Source organism: Bacillus coreaensis, assembly GCF_050586445.1.
Lineage (GTDB): Bacteria > Bacillota > Bacilli > Bacillales > Cytobacillaceae > Robertmurraya_A > Robertmurraya_A coreaensis.
Genome location: NZ_JBOCCY010000002.1, coordinates 1 through 21340 on the forward strand (window position 1 = coordinate 1; position 21340 = coordinate 21340).

18 protein-coding genes are annotated in these 21340 nt (G+C 38.3%); 10 read left to right on the forward strand and 8 right to left on the reverse strand.

Annotation, left to right across the window (positions count from 1 at the left end; genetic code table 11):
* The first annotated feature begins 180 nt into the window (after nt 1-180).
* Entirely contained in the window at nt 181-1680 is a 1500-nt protein-coding gene (locus ACQ5H4_RS03170) for an acyl-CoA synthetase (protein WP_430773554.1), read from the forward strand.
* Between the two features lie 100 nt (nt 1681-1780).
* Here the strand turns inward: ACQ5H4_RS03170 and ACQ5H4_RS03175 are convergent, their stop codons facing one another.
* On the reverse strand, nt 1781-2548 hold the full coding sequence (locus ACQ5H4_RS03175; RefSeq protein WP_430773555.1) for an alpha/beta fold hydrolase: 768 nt from the start codon (nt 2546-2548) through the stop codon (nt 1781-1783).
* Nucleotides 2549-2741: 193 nt separating this feature from the next.
* Here ACQ5H4_RS03175 and ACQ5H4_RS03180 point away from each other — a divergent pair, with 193 nt between their 5' ends.
* The 4 genes from ACQ5H4_RS03180 to addA all read left to right on the forward strand — a co-directional run bounded on the left by ACQ5H4_RS03180 (nt 2742) and on the right by addA (nt 11837).
* A complete protein-coding gene (locus ACQ5H4_RS03180; protein ID WP_430773556.1) occupies nt 2742-3521 on the forward strand; it encodes a DeoR/GlpR family DNA-binding transcription regulator in 780 nt (259 codons plus the stop codon).
* Nucleotides 3514-4380, forward strand: a complete 867-nt coding sequence (locus tag ACQ5H4_RS03185; protein WP_430773557.1) for a Cof-type HAD-IIB family hydrolase — start codon at nt 3514-3516, stop codon at nt 4378-4380. Before ACQ5H4_RS03180 ends, ACQ5H4_RS03185 begins: the two co-directional genes overlap by 8 nt.
* A gap of 211 nt (nt 4381-4591) precedes the next feature.
* On the forward strand, nt 4592-8098 hold the full coding sequence (gene addB / locus ACQ5H4_RS03190) for a helicase-exonuclease AddAB subunit AddB (RefSeq protein WP_430773558.1): 3507 nt from the start codon (nt 4592-4594) through the stop codon (nt 8096-8098).
* Complete coding sequence (addA, locus tag ACQ5H4_RS03195) at nt 8064-11837, forward strand: helicase-exonuclease AddAB subunit AddA (protein ID WP_430773559.1); 3774 nt, start codon at nt 8064-8066, stop codon at nt 11835-11837. The genes addB and addA overlap by 35 nt, the downstream gene beginning before the upstream one ends.
* A gap of 92 nt (nt 11838-11929) precedes the next feature.
* Here addA and ACQ5H4_RS03200 read toward each other — a convergent pair whose 3' ends face one another.
* Genes ACQ5H4_RS03200 through ACQ5H4_RS03225 form a run of 6 tightly spaced genes read right to left on the reverse strand, consistent with a single transcriptional unit; the run spans nt 11930 to nt 13882 of the window.
* Entirely contained in the window at nt 11930-12148 is a 219-nt protein-coding gene (locus tag ACQ5H4_RS03200; protein WP_119707175.1) for a spore germination protein, read from the reverse strand.
* 38 nt (nt 12149-12186) lie between these two features.
* Nucleotides 12187-12561 carry a spore germination protein GerPE gene (locus tag ACQ5H4_RS03205; RefSeq protein ID WP_430773561.1) on the reverse strand — a complete coding sequence of 125 codons (375 nt, stop codon included), beginning with the start codon at nt 12559-12561 and terminating at the stop codon, nt 12187-12189.
* Between the two features lies 1 nt (nt 12562).
* Nucleotides 12563-12745: a spore gernimation protein GerPD gene (locus tag ACQ5H4_RS03210; RefSeq protein ID WP_430774042.1), complete on the reverse strand. Its 183-nt coding sequence runs from the start codon at nt 12743-12745 to the stop codon at nt 12563-12565.
* Entirely contained in the window at nt 12745-13362 is a 618-nt protein-coding gene (gerPC, locus tag ACQ5H4_RS03215) for a spore germination protein GerPC (RefSeq protein ID WP_430773562.1), read from the reverse strand. The genes ACQ5H4_RS03210 and gerPC overlap by 1 nt, the downstream gene beginning before the upstream one ends.
* A 19-nt stretch (nt 13363-13381) precedes the next feature.
* Nucleotides 13382-13645: a spore germination protein GerPB gene (locus ACQ5H4_RS03220; protein ID WP_430773563.1), complete on the reverse strand. Its 264-nt coding sequence runs from the start codon at nt 13643-13645 to the stop codon at nt 13382-13384.
* 15 nt (nt 13646-13660) lie between these two features.
* Nucleotides 13661-13882, reverse strand: coding sequence for a spore germination protein (locus ACQ5H4_RS03225; RefSeq protein ID WP_430773564.1), 222 nt, complete (start codon nt 13880-13882; stop codon nt 13661-13663).
* Between the two features lie 179 nt (nt 13883-14061).
* Between ACQ5H4_RS03225 and ACQ5H4_RS03230 the strand changes: the two genes are divergently transcribed.
* The 4 genes from ACQ5H4_RS03230 (at nt 14062) to ACQ5H4_RS03245 (ending at nt 18278) form a co-directional block, all read left to right on the forward strand.
* Nucleotides 14062-15654, forward strand: a complete 1593-nt coding sequence (locus ACQ5H4_RS03230) for a long-chain-fatty-acid--CoA ligase (protein ID WP_430773565.1) — start codon at nt 14062-14064, stop codon at nt 15652-15654.
* Nucleotides 15655-15760: 106 nt separating this feature from the next.
* The gene (locus tag ACQ5H4_RS03235; protein ID WP_430773566.1) at nt 15761-16936 is read left to right on the forward strand and encodes a DUF418 domain-containing protein; all 1176 of its coding nucleotides are present in this window, start codon (nt 15761-15763) and stop codon (nt 16934-16936) included.
* Nucleotides 16933-17799 carry a fumarylacetoacetate hydrolase family protein gene (locus ACQ5H4_RS03240; protein WP_430773567.1) on the forward strand — a complete coding sequence of 289 codons (867 nt, stop codon included), beginning with the start codon at nt 16933-16935 and terminating at the stop codon, nt 17797-17799. The genes ACQ5H4_RS03235 and ACQ5H4_RS03240 overlap by 4 nt, the downstream gene beginning before the upstream one ends.
* A 110-nt stretch (nt 17800-17909) precedes the next feature.
* Entirely contained in the window at nt 17910-18278 is a 369-nt protein-coding gene (locus tag ACQ5H4_RS03245) for a YisL family protein (RefSeq protein ID WP_430773568.1), read from the forward strand.
* A 29-nt stretch (nt 18279-18307) separates the two neighbouring features.
* On the opposite strand, the gene ACQ5H4_RS03250 is transcribed toward ACQ5H4_RS03245, so the two are convergent.
* Complete coding sequence (locus tag ACQ5H4_RS03250) at nt 18308-18868, reverse strand: DUF2777 domain-containing protein (protein ID WP_430773569.1); 561 nt, start codon at nt 18866-18868, stop codon at nt 18308-18310.
* Between the two features lie 195 nt (nt 18869-19063).
* Here ACQ5H4_RS03250 and asnB point away from each other — a divergent pair, with 195 nt between their 5' ends.
* Nucleotides 19064-20917 carry an asparagine synthase (glutamine-hydrolyzing) gene (gene asnB / locus ACQ5H4_RS03255; RefSeq protein ID WP_430773570.1) on the forward strand — a complete coding sequence of 618 codons (1854 nt, stop codon included), beginning with the start codon at nt 19064-19066 and terminating at the stop codon, nt 20915-20917.
* Nucleotides 20918-21340: the final 423 nt, after the last annotated feature.

Consider the following 21340-nt stretch of genomic DNA (forward strand, 5'->3'; position numbering starts at 1 on the left):
TAGTACACTTGGCGAACCCTTCAGTAGCCCTTTAGGGTTTGGTCAGTAACAAAGGCTTTTAGCCGCAGAGAAAACCACCCGTTCTCACGGGTGGTTTTTATTTATAATCTTTTTCATGTAACTTTCGTGTAACTTCTTCTCATTAAAATAAAATCATCATAATAGAGGGAGAGATTTATGGTGAGGTGGGAAGTTGACTGGCTTGAGAATCGGGCAAGATTAACACCAGACAGGGTCGCGCTTGTAGAAGCAGAAGGCAACCATGTGTTAACGTATAGAGAATTGGTATCTAATGGTAGAAAACTAGCTTGTTGGTTAAAAGCGCAAGGCATTCAAAAAGGAGATCGAGTAGCACTTCTTGCACCGAATAGTGTGATGTATTTTGAGATCCTGTTCGCTTGCGGCAAACTTGGTGCTATATTCGTACCAATCAATTGGAGGCTCACTTCACGTGAAATCGAATTTATACTCGGAGATTGCTCGCCTACAATCATTTTGTTTCATGGTAAATACACAAACTGCATAAGAGAACTAAACACCCAAATACAAAAGAAGAGCATGATGATAGATAGTCGTATTTTTAATAAAAAAATAGAACTGACTGACTGGTCTGATGATGTAAAAGGTAGTGATCCGTTGGCGATTATTTATACTGGTGGCACAACGGGGAAACCTAAGGGAGTAGTTTTAACTCATGACTCCATTCTTTGGAATAGCATAAATACAGTAGCGAGCTGGGGGTTAACGAGTGAAGATACCACATTAAACTATCTTCCGTTGTTTCATACAGGTGGCCTTAATGCTCTGGCAATTCCTATCCTTATGGCAGGGGGAAAGGTGGTTCTTGCTTCAGATTTTGATCCAGTTGAAGCTGTTTTGTTTTTAAATGAATATTGCTGTACGATTGCTCTGTTTGTTCCTACCATGTATCACTTAATCGTTCAAACACAAGAGTTCCAAACGAGCCATTTTCCAAGTATGAAAGCTTTTTTATCTGGTGGTGCACCGTGTCCGTTAGAGCTTTACGAGCCATTTCAAAAAAAGAATTTATTTTTTAAAGAAGGATATGGTTTAACGGAGGCGGGACCCAATAACTTTTATATTCATCCAATAGAAGCAAGAAGGAAAAAGGGATCAGTGGGAAAACCGATGTTATTTAACAACGTGAAGCTATTGGATCAGGATGGAAAGGAAGTTCCGGAGGGAGAAGTCGGTGAGCTTGTAATCGTTGGCAAACACGTATTTTCCCACTATTGGAATAACATAGAAGCTACAAATCAAGCGAAAAAGGGTGAATGGTTGTATACAGGGGATTTAGGAAGAATGGACGAGGAAGGATATTATTACATTGTTGGAAGGAAAAAAGATATGATCATCACAGGTGGAGAAAATGTATATCCGCTAGAGATAGAGCACTGGATTTCTTCCTTAAGTGAGGTAGAAGAAGTCGCTGTTGTAGGCTTACTTGACCCTAAATGGGGAGAGGTAGTAACTGCTTTTATCGTATTAAAAAAGGATTCAACAATGGCAAAAGAGGACATCTATACCTATTGCAAAGGAAAACTGGGCTCTTATAAAATTCCTAAATATATCTTCTTCGTATCCGAACTCCCAAAAACGCATGTAGGAAAAATAGACAAACAACAATTGAGATTAATCGGTGAAAAAATTAAATCATGATGGTGAGGAGAAATCTCTATTTTTGAGATTTCTCCTTTTTTGTGTGGATGAGAAGAGATGGAGACCCTAACTGCCAGCCAACCTCCTTCCCATTCGCCTCCTACTTTCTACTCAACAAATAACCCGTAATGATCTGATTAACATAACTAGGTTGTCTGGTTGGCAGTTGGTGCGATTCTCCTTTAATAACAAAGATCTCGACATCAGCCAGCTCTTTTTTATACGTTTTAATGTACGTATTAAACGAATCGGATTTGCTTCCGTACATTAGCAGAACAGGTGCAGTAATTTTTGCTAAATCATCTTTGCAGTTAAAATGCATAACATCATAGTAGTATTTTGACCAGACGTTAGGGTTTGCTTTAAGCATATGCTCTTTTAAATCATGGCGAAGTTGTTTATCTTTTGTGTGAGCTATGGCAAGGCCAGTAGATAAAAACTTTTTACTATTTTTTGCAATAAACACACCCAAGCGATGCTCATTTTTTATCATCCAATGATCAACAATAGGATAACCTCCGGATAATATGAGAGTGTGGACTCTGCTTGGATGATGTATAGCTAAATATTGGGCAATTGCTCCACCAGAGGAATAACCAAAAATAACAGCCGCAGTAATAGTCAACTGATCCATTAACTCAATGATATCCTCGCCAAATCGTTCAACGGACACTTCTTTTTCTACATTGAATGAACTGTCCCCATGTCCAGGTAAATCAGGCAAAATAATGCGGAAATGCTTCGATAAAGCTTTTTGCTCGTAAAAAACCTTCCTTCCCATGCCTGGAGGATGGAGAAAAATAATAGGAATGCCTTCACCAATATCTTCATAACAGATACGTTCATCATTAACTACGATGCTCTTCATGCAGTATCTCCTATCCGATTTTCTTTATGGATAGTATGTGGAAAGTGAATGATATTCAAAGTAGGAATAAAATTCCATCTGTAATATATTCTGCCTAATTACTTAATTTTAATTGATATTACTTAAAAATATTGAGTTTTATATCAAAATTACTTATAATTACTTATAAATAATTAATGAGAGATGAAAAAATATGTATCAAGAAGAACGTTTAGTAGCTATTCTTAGTTATTTAAAAGAACATAAACGGATTACTGTTGAAGAAATTTGTTCAGAACTAGAGGTTTCAAGAGATACCGCTAGAAGAGACTTGGTTCGCCTTGAAGAGGAAGGGCGAATTATCCGGACAAGAGGAGGAGCATTGCTTCCAACCGAACATCAGATGGTAATGGATTATAACCATCGTTTAAAGGTGGTTTCTAGTGAAAAGCAGGTGATTGGGGAAAAAGCTGCTACATTCCTAAAAACAGGAGATGCCATCATTTTGGATGCTTCGACTACAGTTCAAGCATGTGCCGAGCATGTAGAAAATATGGAATGTAGGATTATTACCAATTCCATTAACTCTGCAGAAATTTTATCCAAACATCCACTTGTCTCCATTCATCTCGTTGGAGGAGAGCTGCACAAGAAGCATCGTTATTTGTTTGGATCACAGGCGATTGAGAAATTGGCCCAGTATTCTGTTGATAAAGCTTTTATTGGAGCAGTGGGTATATCCGAAATGGGTTTGACAAGTGCTCATGAAGAGGATGGGATGTTAAAGAAAAAAATGATGCAGCAGGCTAGACAAGTAATTGTATTAGCAGATCATACAAAATTTGGAGTCAATGGTTTCTTTCAATTTGGAAGTTTTACAGATATAGATGTACTAATCACGGATCGTATGCCTAGTGGTGACTTTATGCAACTCTTACAAGAGAAAGGTGTAGAGTTAGTCATAGCTGGCGAGGGGGAGGAAGAAAATGACTAATCTAATCGCAATTGACTTAGATGGTACATTGTTGAGCCACGAAAATACCATCAGTGCTGAAAACATGGAGGCACTGACTTTTGCCCATAATCAAGGAGTAATGGTCGTAATTGCAACAGGACGATCTTATCACGATGTAAAAAACATTCTTAATGAATGTAACTTTCCGATTACTCCATGGATCATTTCTGCGAATGGATCAACCATTCATCACCCGAACGGGGAAAAAGTTCACTCGGTTCCCATTGATAAAGATGCAGCAGAACCAATCTTGAAATGGCTAGAGGATGAAGGCTTCTATTATGAAGTGTTTGCTGACAATACTTTGCTTACACCACAGCATGGGAGAGAACTACTAGCAATGGAAGCAGAAAAACTGAGAACGGAAAATCCTTCAGTCAAAGAAGAGGATATACAGCGGGCATTAGCGACTCAGTACAGTCAAACGGGATTTGAATTTGTCCCCTCCTATCAAAACATCATTAATAACGATGCAGACATTTATAATATTCTTGCTTTTTCCTTTCATGATGAAAAATTAAAAAGAGGAAAGGAAAACTTCCGAGGATTAAAAGGATTGAATATTGTTTCGTCGGGTAAACATAATTTTGAATTTATACATGAAAACTCCTCAAAAGGAAAGGCTTTAGAAAAATTAGGAGAAATCATACAAATTCCACTTCTAAAAATGGCAGCAGTGGGAGATAATTACAATGATATATCCATGTTAACGATGGTTGGAAGAAGTGCTGCCATGGGAAATGCAGATGATGCAGTAAAAGAAAAAGCACATGAGGTAACTCTTGAAAATCATGAACATGGAGTGGCTCATTTTATCTATCGTCTTCTAAAAAAATAGGTATCCATGGTTGGCGTTACTTGATCGCAAGGCGTGACAACCAAGATATAAAGGTCAACCATATCGGTTGGCCTATTTTATTTCTGGATTTCGATTTTAAAACTGGAAAGAAAATTCATTCGCGGTTAGAAGGTTATTGCCCTATTTCCGGGAGTACCTATGGTAAGATAATAGGATAGAGAAGGAACGTACGTACGAGGGAGGTTTTCTTATGGCAGTTCACTTAGTTATCGGGAGATCTGGAACAGGAAAAACGCAATTTTGTTTAGATGAAATTAGAGAAGAAATGCTAGAACGTCCAGTCGGAGATCCAATTGTTTACTTAGTACCTGACCAAATGACATTTTCTTCTGAATATAAATTGATTACAACACCTGGGCTTGGGGGAATGATTCGAACTCAGGTTTTTAGTTTTTCAAGACTAGCGTGGCGAGTGTTACAGGAAACGGGGGGGAATACCCGGTACCATTTAAATAGTGTTGGTATTAATATGTTGATTCGTAAAATTGTTGAGGAGAGAAAAGCAGAATTAAAGCTCTTTAATCTATCAGCTGACAAAAATGGGTTTATCCAGCAGCTCGAACAAATGTTAATTGAATTTAAAAGATATTTAGTCAGACCAGAAGAGTTGCTTATACAGCAGCAATCTGAGCAAATGAATAAAGTCCTTCGTGATAAACTACATGATCTTGAGTTGATTTATAAACATTTTGAAGATGCCCTTTTTGGTTCATACGTGGACTCTGAGGATTATTTTAAATTATTGGCTGAAAAAATTCCGTTATCTCAGTATCTTAAGGATGCAGAAATATATATTGATGGATTTTACAGTTTTACACCTCAAGAGTATTTCATCATAAGTCAGCTCATGAAGCATTGTAAAAAAGTAACGATCACTCTAACTCTAGATGAGCCGTACAATGAAAAATATCCAGATGAATTGCATTTATTTCGTATGAATGCAGAGACTTGTCAAAGTCTTTATGAGATTGCTAGAGTAGAAAAATTAGAAATAAGAGAAACGGTTTTATCTGAGCAAAAAAGATGGCAGCATCCATCACTCAAGCATTTGGAAACATTTTTTGATACGCGTCCTACGAATGTATTTAAAGGGGAAACGGCTGTTACGATTGGACAAGCCGTTAATCGGCGAGCGGAAATTGAAGGAATTGCACGCGAAATTCTATCACTTGTTCGAACAAAGAATTATCGATACAAAGACATTGCCATTATGATGAGAAATGGACATGAATACAAAGATTTGATTGAAACGGTCTTCGATGATTATGAGATTCCTTTCTTTGTGGATCAAAAACGCACGATGCTTCATCATCCGGTTATTGAACTTATTCGCTCCACGCTTGAAGTGATCAACGGATACTGGCGGTATGAACCTGTATTTCGAGCAGTGAAAACAGAGCTTCTTTATCCACTTCATATCGATTCAAATAAAATGCGAGAGCAAATGGATCAGCTTGAAAATTTTGTCCTCGCGTTTGGAATTCAAGGAGATAAGTGGACAAGACGTGATCGTTGGGTATATCGCCGAATGAGGGGACTTGAATTAGAATCTGTTGCCCAAACGGATAAGGAAAAAAACTTCGAGCAAAAATTAAACGAGCTTCGACTGATGATCTCAGCACCGATCCTTCGCTTATCGAGAAGATTGAAAAAAGCTGAGAATGGAAGCAAATTAGCGGAGGCAGTTTTTCTGTATCTTGAGGAATTAGAAATCCCTGCAAAGCTTGAGCGATGGAAAATAGCTGAAGAGGAAAAGGGAGAATTAACAAAAGCAAGAGAGCATGATCAAGCATGGAACAGTGTGATTGAACTTTTAGATCAGTTTGTTGAAATGTTAGGGGATGAAAAAGTCTCTCCAAAGCAGTTTTCAAATATTTTGGATGCAGGATTAGAAGCACTGCAGTTCTCATTAGTACCCCCGGCAATGGATCAAGTGTTAGGTGCAGATTTGGAAAAATCCCGTCTAACCGATGTGAAAGTAGCTTTTATTATCGGAATAACAGAAGGGGTTCTACCTGCTAAATTTTCGGAGGAGGGTATATTTGCTGATGAAGATCGGGAGCAGTTATTACTAAATGGTGTAAAGCTTGCTGCGAGCAGTAAAACCCGCTTATTGGATGAGGAGTTTATCGCCTACAAGGCATTTACCACTCCGTCTGAGCGCTTGTATGTTTCTTATCCACTAGCAAATTCTGAAGGAAAGGCATTAATTGCGTCACCATATATTAAGAGAATGGTTGATATGTTCCCAGATAGTGAAGCACGATCGTTTATGTCGGAGCCTTCCGAGCTTGGTGAGTTGGATCAATTAAAATTTGTTGCCCATGAAAATACGGCTCTAGCTTATTTAACCTCCCAGCTTCAGTTAAAGAAAAGAAATTACCCTATCTACGACTTATGGTGGGATGTGTATAACTATTACCAGTCAAAGCCCCATTTTCAAAGAGACGTAAGGAAAGTACTTTCTAGCTTAACTTATGAAAATCGAACAACTAAGCTGTCTGAGGAGACAAGCAAGGATTTGTATGGAGAAGAAATCCAATCAAGTGTCAGCCGAATGGAAATGTTCCATAGCTGTCCGTTTTCACATTTCTCTCAGCATGGGTTAAAGCTTAGAGAACGTCAAGTATTTAAGCTAGAAGCACCGGATATTGGAGAGCTCTTTCACGCAGCTTTAAAATATATTACCGAAACAATTGTGGCGAGTAAGATGTCATGGTCAGATGTGTCAAAGGATGAAATGGAAAATTTGGCAAAACAAGCAGTGGATCTACTTGCACCAAAACTACAAAATGAAATTCTATTAAGCTCGAATCGTCACCATTATATTAAACGAAAGCTGGAACAAATTATACAGCGGGCTTCGCTTATTTTACGTGACCATGCGAAGGCAAGTGGGTTTGCACCGGTTGGGCTTGAATTACCATTTGGACCAACGGAACAAATAAAGCCGGCGCCATTTACGTTGAAAAATGGGGCAAAAATGGAACTAGTGGGCCGTATTGATCGAGTAGACAAAGCCGCTCATGACGGTGAAGTGTTCCTGCGAATCCTCGACTATAAATCCAGTGCAAAAGACGTAAATGTAAACGAAATTTATTATGGTTTGGCCCTGCAAATGCTTACGTATCTAGATATTATTATTTCAAACTCAGAATCTTTGATTGGTACAAAGGCTAGCCCAGCAGGTGTTGTGTACTTCCATGTGCATAATCCGATGATAAGCACGAGCAAAATGCTTACATTGGATGAGATTGAAGCAGAGCTTTTCAAAAAATTTAAGATGAATGGTTTATTACTAGGTGAAGAAAATGTGATTAAACTCATGGATCAAACATTGGAATCTGGTGAATCGACGATTATCTCTGCAGGAATAAAAAAAGACGGGTCGCTAACGAAAAGATCAAAAGTGGCTAGTAAGGAAGAATTTAATCAGTTGCGGTCGTATGTTAGAAGTATGTACGTAAAAACAGGAAATAGTATAGTCGACGGTGCCGTTCAAATTTCTCCTTATAAAATGAAGGAGAAAACACCTTGTACTTTTTGTTCCTTCAAGTCTGTTTGTCAATTCGATGAGTCATTACAGGCTAATAAATATAGGATGCTGAAGGTTGAAGATAAGGAGACGGTAATAGAAAAAATGCGAAAGGAGAGTGATGAAAATGGCGAACATGAAACTTCCACCGAAGCCGAGTGATGTGACTTGGACAGATGACCAGTGGAAAGCAATTGTTGCGAACGGACAGGATATATTAGTTGCTGCAGCAGCAGGGTCAGGAAAAACAGCTGTTCTTGTTGAAAGAATGATCAAGAAAATTGTTTCAGAAGATGAACCGATGAACGTCGATGAGATGCTAGTCGTTACTTTTACAAATGCTTCCGCGGCGGAAATGAAGCACCGAATGGGAGAGGCACTTGAGAAGGCAATTGATGAAAATCCCACGTCAAGACATCTCCGAAAGCAACTAAGCTTGCTAAATAAGGCAAGCATATCCACTCTTCATTCCTTTTGCTTAGAGGTGATTCGAAAGTTTTATTATAAAATTGAGGTTGATCCCGGATTTAGAATCGCTGACGAAACGGAAGCACAGCTCTTAAGAGATGAGGTTTTAGATACCATATTCGAAGAGGAGTACGGGAAGGAAGCTAATACTGAATTTTTTGATTTAGTTGATATGTTTTCAAATGACCGCAGTGATGCGGCCCTACAAGTGATTATCCGGGAGCTGTATGACTTTGCGCGTTCAAATCCATCGCCCAAGAGCTATCTACAATCAATTATTGATATGTATGATGTAGATGAACAAACAACGATTGAATCATTGCCCTTTTATCAGACACTTATTTTCGATATTCAGCTCCAGCTTCAAGGTGCAAGGGGCTTATTTGAAGCTGCTCTTGAAATAACGAAGCTTCCAGAAGGTCCAAGTCCTCGAGCGGAAACTTTTATTGATGATATTAGAATCATTGATCGACTACTTGAAGCAAGTAACCACTCGTGGGATGAGTTATATAACACACTGCTAAGTGAAACATTTTCAAAGCTAAAGCCATGTAAAAAAACGGATTATGATGAGGTTTTATTAGAAAAATCCCAAAAACTTCGAGACAAAGGAAAGAAAATGGTTCAAGCCTTACAAGCTGAACTTTTTTCGAGAAAACCGCAAAGCTTCATTCATGATATGAAACAAATGAAGTTGTATATTCAAACATTGGTTAGACTTGTCGAGGAATTCTCCAATCAATTCGATTTAATAAAGAGGGAAAAAGGGCTCGTCGACTTTGCTGATTTAGAGCATTATTGTCTCCAGATTTTATCAGATCCAGAAGAAAGTACGGATCATGAGTTCAAACCTTCTGAGGAAGCTTGTGTCTATCGCCGACAATTTAAAGAAGTTCTTGTGGATGAATATCAAGACACAAATATGGTACAGGAAGCGATATTAAATTTAGTAACTAATGATGAAGAGAAGACAGGCAATTTGTTTATGGTGGGAGATGTCAAACAATCGATCTATCGCTTCCGTTTAGCAGAGCCAAATTTATTTTTGGGTAAATATAACCGATTTACCTCACTGGGTGACGAATCTGGGCTTCGAATTGATTTAGCTCGAAATTTCCGGAGCCGAAAGGAAGTCCTTCATGGAACCAACTATCTATTCAAGCAGATCATGGGTGTATTAGTTGGAGAAATCAGCTATGATGATGCGGCTGAGTTAATTACTGGTGCATCCTACCCAGAGGAAGATGTTCCAGTTGAATTATTGATCATTAATAGTGATGGTAAAGAGGAAATGATGAGTGAAGAAGGAGAAAATGAGATCCAAGGTGACTCCTTTGATGAAGAAGAGCTGGCACAATCTCAACTTGAAGCTAAGCTTATTGCGAGTAAAATTAACGGTCTGATTCAAGGGCGAAAGCCTGTTTACAATCCTAAAACAAAAAGCTCTAAGCCGGCTTCATATAAAGATATTGTCATCTTGCTTCGATCGATGACGTGGGCTCCACAGATTATGGAGGAACTAAAAGATCAGGGAATACCGGTTTATGCGAACCTATCAACGGGTTATTTTGAAGCAACAGAAGTCGTTATTATGATGTCTCTGTTACACGTCATTGATAACCCATATCAGGATATCCCACTTGCTTCTGTCCTTCGTTCTCCGATTGTGGGATTAACAGAAGAAGATCTTGCTTGTGTTCGCATGGACGATCGAAGAGGTTCTTTTTACGAAGCTCTAACTTCCTTTTATAGAAAAGCGCCAACGGAAATGAATGAAGAGGCGCATGAGAAAATTGTTCCTTTTATGGAGAATTTATCAAAATGGCGAACGGCTGCTAGACAAGGTGCATTATCAGAGTTACTTTGGCAGTTATTTCGCGAAACGGGATTCTTTGACTGTGTGGGCGGACTGCCAGGAGGGAAACAGAGACAAGCGAATTTACGTGCTTTGTATGACCGTGCTCGACAATATGAGGAAACATCGTTCCGTGGATTGTTTCGCTTTCTTCGTTTTATCGAACGTATGAGAGAACGTGGGGATGACCTAGGTGCTGCTCGTTCACTCGGAGAAAGTGAAGATGTTGTACGAATCATGACTATTCATAGCAGTAAAGGATTAGAATTTCCAGTCGTGTTTGTGGCTGGATTGGGTCGTCAATTCAACATGATGGATATCAGGAAATCTTACATGCTTGACAAGGAGCTCGGCTTTTCTGCAAAGTATGTTGACCCTAAAAAGAGAATTTCTTATCCATCTTTGCCCCAGCTTGCTTTTAAACGCAAAAAGAAGCTTGAGATGCTAGCGGAAGAAATGCGTGTTTTGTATGTTGCATTAACCCGCGCAAAAGAGTACTTATATTTACTAGGTACCGTAAAGAATGTAGAAAAAAAGCTTGAGGATTGGGAGCAGTTCTCAACCCATTCTGAATGGCTACTAAAAGAGTACGACCGTCAATCAGCAAAGGGCTACTTAGACTGGATTGGGCCATCATTAATTAGGCATCAAGATTGTCAAGAGTTGCGCAAGGGAAAGGAAGTCGGAAATCTTGTTCCAGAAGAGATTTCGAACCATTCATCATGCTGGAAGATAGAGTTAATCGATGGAGTACAGTTGGCATCCATGAATGAAACGGTTTTAGAAGAAAAAGATCATTTATTAGAACTTGTAAAAGAGGGGAAAGAACTTCCGGTTAAATCAGAGCGGAACGAACAGGTGCTTTCACAATTAGAGTACAAGTATGAATACTTCGCACCTTCCACACATCGTTCCAAGCAGTCTGTTTCTGAAGTGAAAAGGCAAAGAGAATTGCAGGATGAAGAAAGTGGAATAGAATTGCAAAAGAAATTCAGGAAACCGCTAATGAATCGTCCACGTTTTATGCAGGAAAAATCCTTAACCCCAGCAGAGCGAGGCACGGCCATGCATGCGGTGATGCAGCAGATTGATTTAGGAAAACCAATTAACTCTGATAGCATTATGAGCCAATTAACTGAAATGGTCCAGCGTGAACTGTTAACGCATGAGCAGCTCGAGGTAATAGATGTTGACCAGGTGGTACAGTTTTTCGAATCGGAACTCGGTGTTAGATTACTAAGTGCAAACACAGTCTTACGTGAGATTCCTTTTAGTTTATCTCTTCCTGCTAGCGTTGTGTATGCAGATTGGAAGGGAGAAGAGGAGGCCGTTCTCCTTCAAGGTATCATTGATTGTGTTTTTGAAGATGAGAACGGACTTGTTCTACTTGATTTTAAAACGGATGGAATTCATGATCGTTACAAGGGTGGATATGAAGAAGCGAAGTTGATTCTTGAAGATCGTTACAAAGTCCAAATTGAGTTATATAGAAGAGCATTAGAGGAAATATGGAAGAAGAAAGTAAATGAAACGTATTTATTCTTCTTCGATGGTGCACATATCATGAAAATGGACTAAATGGTTAGTCAGCAGGAGACATTACTCTTGCTGACTATTTTTTTAGGAGGAAAGGAAAATAAGAAAATAACTAGGTGGAAATTAAGTTCCACCTAGTTATTTCCTAATGTTGGCTGGTCAATTAGATTCGTATCTAATACATTACTAGCTGACAATCCGTTATTAGTAATAATTATTCCGCCTGTATTTACAGCACCAGCACCAGTGACAGATTTAGAGTTGCTTTTGGGTGAGATGTAGAGTGCATCGCCGAATTGGACAATTCCACCACTCACCGTTGTAATTTGGACAGGACCGATAATTGCGGGCATAAAAAACATCCTTTACATATAAGTCTAACCAGTCTGCATCAAGTTTTTTTTGGTAAGAGCTGACGAATATGCTTGATGCGTGCTTCCATATTGATTGCTTGCGTATTTCCAACATGAAGAATAGAGGATGAGGAAAAGGCGATCACATTAATGTTATTCACATGAATCATTGGATTTTGATGAAAGGAAGTAATCATCACTTCTTCCTTGTCTTGAGGAAAAATAATGGGGCGTTGAAAGATGGGATATTTTGAGAAATCTTCATCATCACCAATGAACAGCTGCTTTTCCCGTTGCACAGCAATCGCCCTATTTAAACCATTAATAATATTTGAGTCCCCAAGTTGAATGACGGAGGATATTGCTGCATTCGTAATGTGAATATGTTTAACAGAACTTGATCGTTGAAGCATGCTATCTACCTTCCACAGCTAAAGGTACAAAGGGGCCAATGATTAGAGATTCAGCTGGAGTATCGAATATGGATGCTAATTGGATAGTTTCCGCATCTCCTACCATTAATATAGAAGAACTCGAGACACCGACCACTCGAATATCACCCACATGAATATCACGATTGTATACTTGAAAATTCATCATTCCTGTTTCATCCCTTTCACATTCTCGGGTAAATTCTTAATAAATACCTCAACTCCATGCTCCATTTCCTTGTGAAACTGGTCAGTTATCGTTTTCTCAAACCGTGACCGGTCCTCAGTTTCTATAACTCCTGAGGAAAACTCGCGTATATAATGTTCTACTCTTTTTGGTATTTGTTTTTTAATATCTTCCTCGATAAAGTGATAGTACGAATCATCGAGATTTGTTTGTAGTTTTGCTTGTGTTATCTCAAAGATAGCAGGTAAATGATTGCCCATATATTCATAAATTATATCCTCGAGTTCCATTGTTCTTTGGAACATTTGCTTTGGAGGGGAAGGAGTCTTGATGGATTGATTTGGAACAGAGAACTCATCGATTCCTTGTAGATCTGATGGATTGAGTCCAATATTTAAAGTACCATCAAGGGATTCTACCTTGAGTTGATCAAATTTGTATTCAATTCGATCCACATGAACAGGTGGTCTTTCCTTGAGTTGGGATATCTCTTTTTGCATTTGTAATACATTTCGTTCAAGAGCTCGAATCCGGTGTTCTTGGCTTTCAACAAGTTGGTGAAGCTGTCTTAAGTATTCGTAGAATTCATTATTCATACTGACACCTTCCCTCCTCTTATGAAATGGATAACGGAACAGCTGGAGAATCTATATACGATCCAGTATCACTTCCTGTAAATTCAGCCGAATCCGGAGTAGTTACGATTGTTCCGCCGGGATGAATAGGTTCAGGTGCAGGTCCTGTGAAACCTCCAGTATTATATAGATGGGCGGTTGGACGAATCACTCCAGCACTGCCAATCTGTAATACGGATGAATTCGTAATCGCATCAATACGTAGAAGATTAATAGATATATTTTGTTGAATATAGAAATTCATATCATCACCTGCTTATTAAGCATTTAAAATATTTCCTTGGTCAATGCCGTCATGGTCATATGTGTTAGTAGAACTAAACTTGTTATAAACACGTAAACCATCCCCTGTATTAAAGGAACCTGCCCCTGAGTATGTCTTAGCATTAGAAATAGGCATGATTTTATATACATCTCCAATATGAAAAATGGAACTACTTCCAATCGAGATTACTTGAGCTACACCGACTATTGCTGGCATACACTACACCCTTTGTTTAAGATTCCTTACATTGTATGTGCCTAGAAACTAGATGTGATTTATTTATGAAAAAAGTTGAATTATGCGCTTTGTACTATAACAGAATTATTCAATGTTAGCATGTGTTATGTTAAAATGTTTATATAATTAGTAATATTTTGACAAAGGGAGTTGTTGAAATGATTGTACCTTTGGTGTTAACTCAGTTTTTGGACCGTGCGGTATCTCTTTATAGTCAAAAAGAAGCAGTATATTGTGAAGAACGGAGCTTTACATATGGTCAATTGGGAGAAAGAGTAAATCAGCTGGCAAATGGATTAAAGGATCTAGGAGTGAACAAAGGTGATCGGGTAGCCTATTTAGCTCCTAACAGTGTTGAAATGCTAGAAGGTTTTTATGGGGTATTTTTGTTGGGTGGAGTGATGGTGCCACTAAATATTCGGTTAAAACCAGAAGATTATTTGTTTATTTTAAATCATAGTGAATCAAAGGTATTATTTGTAGATCAAGAGCTTTTTGATCTTATTCTCCCTATTAAGGAAAAATTAGAAACAGTTGAGACCATCATTGTTCATTACAAAAATGAGTTGACACAAGAGATAGGGTACGACGAATGGTTAGTAACCAAAGAAAAGAAAGCGTTTCCTAAAGCTGAGCTACATGAGGAGGATGTTTGTAGCTTGTTATATACAAGTGGTACAACGGGGCAACCAAAAGGAGTGATGCTCACACACCGTAATAATTATATACATGCTCTTACGACGATGCACCACTTACGGGTAAGTGATCAAGATGTTCTGCTCCATATTCTCCCGATGTTTCATGTGAATGGTTGGGGGTCCCCTTTTTATTATACAGCCAATGGATCTACTCAAATATGTTTGCGAAAAGCTACTCCAGAGAATATTTTTAAAGCGATAGAAAAATATAAAGTAAGCGTCATGCATATGGCACCAACTGTATTAAATAGCCTGCTTCAATACTATGAGCAAAACATCCCGCAAATTGATCATAAGGTAAGAGTGGTCATAGCAGGCTCTGCTCCACCCCCAGCATTTGTGACAAGGGTAGAAAGAGAGCTTGGGTGGGAGTTTATTCAAGTGTATGGAATGACCGAATCCTCTCCTTTAAGTACAATCTCAACGATTCGTTCTCATCTGGCTGATCTTCCATTAAAGGACCAATACCGTATGAAAGCTATGGCTGGGGTGAGTATGATCGGATGTGAAGTGCGTGTTATTAATGAAAAGGGGCAGGAAGTGGAAAAGAACGGGAAGGAAATTGGTGAAGTGGTCACGCGAAGCAATGGCGTCATGAAGGGCTATTGGAAAAATCTAGAGGCTACGATGGAGACCATTAGGGATGGATGGCTTCATACGGGTGATATGGCAACAGTAGACCTCTATGGGAATATTGATATTGTCGATCGGAAAAAAGATATCATTATAAGTGGTGGGGAGAATATTTCTTCTATTGAAGTTGAAGGAGTACTTTATGAGCACCCGAGTGTATTAGAAGCAGCAGTTATTGCTGTTCCGCATGAGAAGTGGGGAGAAACACCTCATGCTTTCGTAGTGGTTAGATCAGGTCATTCGGTGAAAGAGAAGGATCTTATCTCTTTCTCTCGTGAAAAGCTTGCTCATTTTAAAGCAGTTACCGGTGTTACTTTTGTTAAAGAATTACCGAAAACCGCATCAGGAAAGATTCAAAAAGTGCATCTTAGAAATGATTATTGGGAGTCTCATGGAAAAGCAGGTAAATTTGTTAATTAAGTAGTAGCCGTTCCCTATTTAGGGAACGGTTTTGGTGTTTATTGGGAATGTTTCAAGTATAATAGGTTTCGGGGAGTGTAGAAAGAGGGAGGGATATATTTAAGAAATGAATAACCAGGAGAGAATTGTTTCCATTGATATAATGAGAGGATTATCCATATTGGGGATTTTCTTAGTAAACATGCTATCTTTTCATACCCCAATCCTTTATATTGACCCCTTTGTTACATGGACGGCTACTAGTGACCGCTTGTTTTACTCGTGGATTGATTTGTTCATTCAAGGAAGTATATATCCTTTATTCTCTTTTCTCTTTGGATATGGTTTTGTTATTTTAAGAGAGAGAACCATTGCAAAGGGTGGAAACTTTCCGACCATAGCAATAAGGAGATTACTTTTTTTGTCCTTTATTGGTTGGGTACATGCGAACTATATTTGGCATGGAGATATCCTTTTTACCTACTCCTTGTTTGGTATCCTCCTTCTGCTATTTATCAGGCTTAGAGGAAAAGTACTTATGTTACTCGGAATGATATTATACTTTGTGCCTAATGTGATCATTACGGTCATGATGATTTTAGCTTCGATGGTCGCTGGTAATGGGGAGTTTACAATAGCAGATGAGACAAGTGCTCTAGCGTCGTATAAAACTTATCAAAATGGTACTTATGAGGAAATACGGGAGCAAAGATTTGTGGATTGGTATTTAGTAAATAATCCAGGTAATCTGTTCTTTATGCTTTTTTCAATCTTTCCTATGTTTTTAATCGGGGGAGGAGCGGCGAAAGAGAATTGGTTAAGAAGAGTAAAAGAATTAAAAAGACCGTTTCTAGTAGCAATAGGGGTAACATTACTCATTGGATTGGTTATTAAGAGCGCTCCTTATTGGTTAACAAGAAACTGGGCAACAGAATATTCTCAAGATATGCTTGGTGGTCCTCTTTTATCTATATCATACATCCTACTGATCGCACTTGGTTCGAATCATCAACGAGGCTTACAGATGTTAAAATTCTTTGGACCTGTTGGGAAGCTTAGTTTCCCAAATTACTTAGGACAATCCATCGTATCGACGATGATATTTTATTCTTACGGTCTGGGTCTGTATGGACAAGTATCAGTTGTCGAAGGAACGGTATTAGCCTTAACGATATTTCTATTTCAATTAATTGTTAGTCATATATGGATAAAGTACTTTTATATAGGCCCGTTTGAGTGGGTGTGGAGAACAGTTTCGTACTGGAAATGGCAGAAACTAATGAAAAAAGGAGAAAACTTATGAAGCTTCTTACCGGAAAGAGAGAAAACACAGTTTTTATTGGTATTTTGGATTCAACAGAAACAAAGGTTCTTTCTGTTAACGAAACGGATTCAATGGTCGAATGTATTGCAAGGGGAGATGAATTTCTACACGAGATAAGCGAAAAAACCCAAGCAGCAAGCGAGGAGGAGTATTTCCTTTTAGAAGAGGTTACCTTGCTTTCACCCATTACAAAGCCACCGAAAAACATTTTGTGTATAGGGAAAAATTACGTGGACCATGCGATTGAGATGGGAAGTAAGGATGATATTCCTGAGCATATGATGGTTTTTACAAAAGCTCCAACTACGATTATTGGTCCAAATGAACATATTGAGAATCATCTTTCTATTACGAAACAGTTAGACTATGAAGGAGAGTTAGCGATCGTGATTGGAAAGAAGGGAAGCAATATACAAAAAGAAGATGCCCTTGACTATGTGTTTGGTTATACGATTGTAAACGATATAACAGCACGTGATCTTCAAGCGAAGCATAAGCAGTTCTTTCTTGGAAAAAGCCTAGACTCTAGTTGTCCGATGGGACCATTTCTTGTTCATAAAGATAGCCTATCAAATCCCAATCAATTAACTATTGAAACAAAAGTAAATGGAGAGGTTCGCCAAAGCTCCAATACAAAACACTTTATCTTTTCAGTGGAAGAAATGATTTCGACACTATCATTGGGGATGACACTAGAACCAGGTGATGTGATTGCTACGGGTACTCCAGCTGGGGTAGGAAAAGGATTTCACCCACCTCGCTTTCTAAAGCCAGGCGATCAAATTGAAATTACGATTGAAGGTGTTGGAACCCTAACGAATCATGTCAGTGAAGAAATTTGAAAACTTTGTGAACAAATGATGAAGCAAGAAATTCAATGGAGACGTTCTTTTTAGTTTTTTTAACACTATTATGGTATGATAAAGTCGATATTTAATAGGGAGGCTAATTTATGTCGATTAATACACATGCCCATATAACCGCATGGGTTCTTGCACTAGTCCTATTTTTTGTAGCAAACTCATTACATAAGAGTGGAAAAGCAAAGGCAGCGAAAATCGTTCATATGATTTTGAGAGTTTTGTATATCATTGTGTTTGCCACAGGGGGAATGCTCGTTCATACATTATTCTCCATGCAGCCAGTTGAGTATATAGCTAAAGTATTAATTGGACTTTGGGTTATTGCAGCGATGGAGATGGTTCTCGTTCGTACGGTAAAAGGAAAAGAAACAAAGTCGCTTTGGATCCAATTTTATCTTGCGGTTGTTCTAGTAATCTTATTAGGACTTCGCTTACCACTTGGATTTCAATTATTTTAAATAAAACCTGCTCCAAGGAGCAGGTTTTATTATACAAATTTTTCAATCACCGTTCTCTTACCAGCGTTAAGTGTAAACTCAAAACGATCGGTTTGCTTTTTATAATAACAGAAATGATGTTGAACATTACAGATTTCCTCTTGATTATCAAAGATAATAAAATTCACACCACTTTTTCTTTCCGCATCCTTTAAAAACGTTAGATGATTGTAGCAATAAATACAGTCAAAGATTGAAAAGCCAAGTGAATTTAAATGGGAGATAAACTGATAAAATGAATCATCGTTGATCTCTTCTAGCAACCGTTCAAGGGAATACATTAAGTGTTTGCGAATTCTTACTACGTCTTGATTTTTTAAATGAAAAGTTTCACTTCCAAATGTTACTTTCCCATCCTCAAATAAAATTCCCTTTTTCCATCGATTGAATCGAAATACCTCAATTTCTTGGTGTAAAAAATCATCCAAAATGGAGGCTTCATCTGTTTCCTCATCGAAAAAAATCCACTGGTTGTTTATATGCTCTACCGTACCTTCTATAAATGCTCTCGTTTGATACTCAAAAAGTTTTAGTCGTTGCTGTCTATTCATGATAAGACCTCCGTTAAAGGCTAAAGGGTATAAAAGTTTTTTAGATCTATCTTCATTCTTTCTAGACATCTTGTTTATATTTTAAACACCGCCACTTAAAAATTGGACAATTAACCATTTTTCGCGCCCAGCATAGTATGGGTATATGTTCGGACTGACCAAACAAACGCACTACTTTGAAAGGATGAAAAAAATATGTGTGGCATAACAGGCTGGATTGACTTCCAAAGAGATATGAGAAAAGAACGTGACTCTATTACGAAAATGGCTGAAACCTTGGCAAAGCGCGGTCCAGATGATACAAATGTATGGACAGATATTCATGTAGGATTCGGACATAAACGCTTAATTGTTGTTGACCCAGAGGGTGGAAAACAACCAATGTCTAAATCAAAAAATAATCACAAATATACGATTTGTTATAATGGTGAACTATATAATACCGAAGATATTCGAAAAGAACTGTTAGTAAAAGGATATTCCTTTATCGGTCATTCTGATACAGAAGTTCTATTAACTGCATATATAGAATGGGAAGAAAATTGTGTGGATCATTTAAATGGCATATTTGCTTTCGCCATTTGGGATGAGAAGAAGGAACAGCTCTTTATAGGACGGGATCGACTTGGCGTTAAGCCGCTTTTTTATTTATCAACAGAAAAAGGGATTATGTTTGGCTCCGAATTAAAAGCGATTCTTGCTCATCCAGAAGTGAAAACAGAAATTGATCGAGAAGGGTTAGCAGAGGTTTTTGCTCTAGGTCCATCAAGATCCCCAGGAAATGGGGTATTTAAAGGGATATCTGAGCTAAGGCCTGCTCATGCACTTACTCTATCCAAAAGCAAAGGACTAAATATTTGGCGATACTGGAATGTAAAAAGTGAGAAGCATACGGACAGTTTGAATGATACCGTTGATAAGGTTCGCTTCCTCTTTACGGATGCGGTTAAACGCCAGCTCGTTTCAGATGTTCCTCTCTGTACATTTTTATCAGGCGGAGTAGATTCTAGTGCCATTACAGCCATTGCAGCGATGGAATATCAAAAAGAAGGAAAAGGGAGCCTTCATACGTATTCAATTGATTATGAAGACAATGACCAATTCTTTAAGGCAAATGAATTTCAGCCAAATTCGGATGGAATCTATATACAAAAAATGTCTGATGAATTTCAGACCACTCATCATAATAGCATTATTTCTCAAGAGCTTCTGGCTGAACATTTAATTGAAGCTGTTCATGTAAGAGATTTACCTGGAATGGCAGATGTAGATTCATCTCTATTATGGTTCTGCCGTGAAATTAAAAAAGATTTCGTTGTTAGTTTATCCGGGGAATGTGCAGATGAAATTTTTGGCGGGTACCCTTGGTTTCGACGTGAAGCAGACTTAACTCGTGAAGGTTTTCCATGGATGAGATCGATTGAAGAAAGACAGGGTTTGCTCCGAACTGAGTGGCGGGAAAAGTTACAGCTAAAAGACTACATGCTTCAACAGTTCAATAAGACTGTTCAAGAGACTCCTGTTTTAGAGGGGGAGACGAGGGAAGAAGCAAAAAGACGAGAGTTGTTTTATCTGAATATGATTTGGTTTATGACCACCTTACTTGATCGCAAGGATCGAATGAGTATGGGAGCAAGTCTTGAAGTAAGGGTTCCTTTTGCAGATCACCGACTAGTTGAATATGTCTGGAATATCCCTTGGGAAATGAAGAATTACCAAAATCGTGAAAAAGGATTGCTACGAAAAGCATTAGAAGGAATTCTCCCAGATGAAGTATTGTATCGGAAGAAAAGTCCGTATCCGAAAACGCATAATCCGAAGTATACAAAAGCAGTACAGCAGATGCTTGCAGAGATTATGACGGATAAAGGTTCGGTTCTATATGAATTTTTTAATGAAGCAAAACTAAAGGAAATAATCACTACTGAAGGTGCAGCCTTTAAAGAACCTTGGTTCGGCCAATTAATGACTGGACCACAGCTTCTTGCTCATCTAGCTCAAATTCACATCTGGTTTAAAGATTACAATATTAATATTGTTGAATCCTAAGTAAGGAAAGAAGCCTATACAAAAAGTTAAAGAGTTCCGTTTGAAGTGCTTATCTTAAAATAAGATAAAACTTACTCCTTATATAAATAAGATGTTTTGTCCTTAATCGAGTAACTAGCAAAAGTAAAATAAGTGGAGAATTTCCGGTTAGATACAAAATGGAGCCTCGTTTGGGGGTAAATAAGGGGAGTTTTTCCGCTTATGCAAAGCAAAATCGCCTATTTTCGAATTTTTCGAGCAAATAGGCGGAATCCCTCCGCCTATTTGAGCCTTTTTTAATAAGAATTACTAATTAACCGGAATTTCTCCGTCTATTTATCAGCTCGGGTGCTTAACCTGACCCCCAACCGATAAATACGGACCCTCTTGAACCTAGAACTCTAGATGTGGAAAAAAGCAGCTTTTTTTGTGTATTTTAATAAG

Bases quoted from the DNA above. Each gene is read 5' to 3' on its own strand.
- ACQ5H4_RS03175 (WP_430773555.1), bottom strand. From the start codon at position 2,548: ATGAAGAGCATCGTAGTTAATGATGAACGTATCTGTTATGAAGATATT.
- ACQ5H4_RS03180 (WP_430773556.1), top strand. From the start codon at position 2,742: ATGTATCAAGAAGAACGTTTAGTAGCTATTCTTAGTTATTTAAAAGAA.
- ACQ5H4_RS03185 (WP_430773557.1), top strand. From the start codon at position 3,514: ATGACTAATCTAATCGCAATTGACTTAGATGGTACATTGTTGAGCCAC.
- addB (WP_430773558.1), top strand. From the start codon at position 4,592: ATGGCAGTTCACTTAGTTATCGGGAGATCTGGAACAGGAAAAACGCAA.
- addA (WP_430773559.1), top strand. From the start codon at position 8,064: ATGGCGAACATGAAACTTCCACCGAAGCCGAGTGATGTGACTTGGACA.
- ACQ5H4_RS03200 (WP_119707175.1), bottom strand. From the start codon at position 12,148: ATGCCCGCAATTATCGGTCCTGTCCAAATTACAACGGTGAGTGGTGGA.
- ACQ5H4_RS03205 (WP_430773561.1), bottom strand. From the start codon at position 12,561: ATGCTTCAACGATCAAGTTCTGTTAAACATATTCACATTACGAATGCA.
- ACQ5H4_RS03210 (WP_430774042.1), bottom strand. From the start codon at position 12,745: ATGAATTTTCAAGTATACAATCGTGATATTCATGTGGGTGATATTCGA.
- gerPC (WP_430773562.1), bottom strand. From the start codon at position 13,362: ATGAATAATGAATTCTACGAATACTTAAGACAGCTTCACCAACTTGTT.
- ACQ5H4_RS03220 (WP_430773563.1), bottom strand. From the start codon at position 13,645: ATGAATTTCTATATTCAACAAAATATATCTATTAATCTTCTACGTATT.
- ACQ5H4_RS03225 (WP_430773564.1), bottom strand. From the start codon at position 13,882: ATGCCAGCAATAGTCGGTGTAGCTCAAGTAATCTCGATTGGAAGTAGT.
- ACQ5H4_RS03230 (WP_430773565.1), top strand. From the start codon at position 14,062: ATGATTGTACCTTTGGTGTTAACTCAGTTTTTGGACCGTGCGGTATCT.
- ACQ5H4_RS03235 (WP_430773566.1), top strand. From the start codon at position 15,761: ATGAATAACCAGGAGAGAATTGTTTCCATTGATATAATGAGAGGATTA.
- ACQ5H4_RS03240 (WP_430773567.1), top strand. From the start codon at position 16,933: ATGAAGCTTCTTACCGGAAAGAGAGAAAACACAGTTTTTATTGGTATT.
- ACQ5H4_RS03245 (WP_430773568.1), top strand. From the start codon at position 17,910: ATGTCGATTAATACACATGCCCATATAACCGCATGGGTTCTTGCACTA.
- ACQ5H4_RS03250 (WP_430773569.1), bottom strand. From the start codon at position 18,868: ATGAATAGACAGCAACGACTAAAACTTTTTGAGTATCAAACGAGAGCA.
- asnB (WP_430773570.1), top strand. From the start codon at position 19,064: ATGTGTGGCATAACAGGCTGGATTGACTTCCAAAGAGATATGAGAAAA.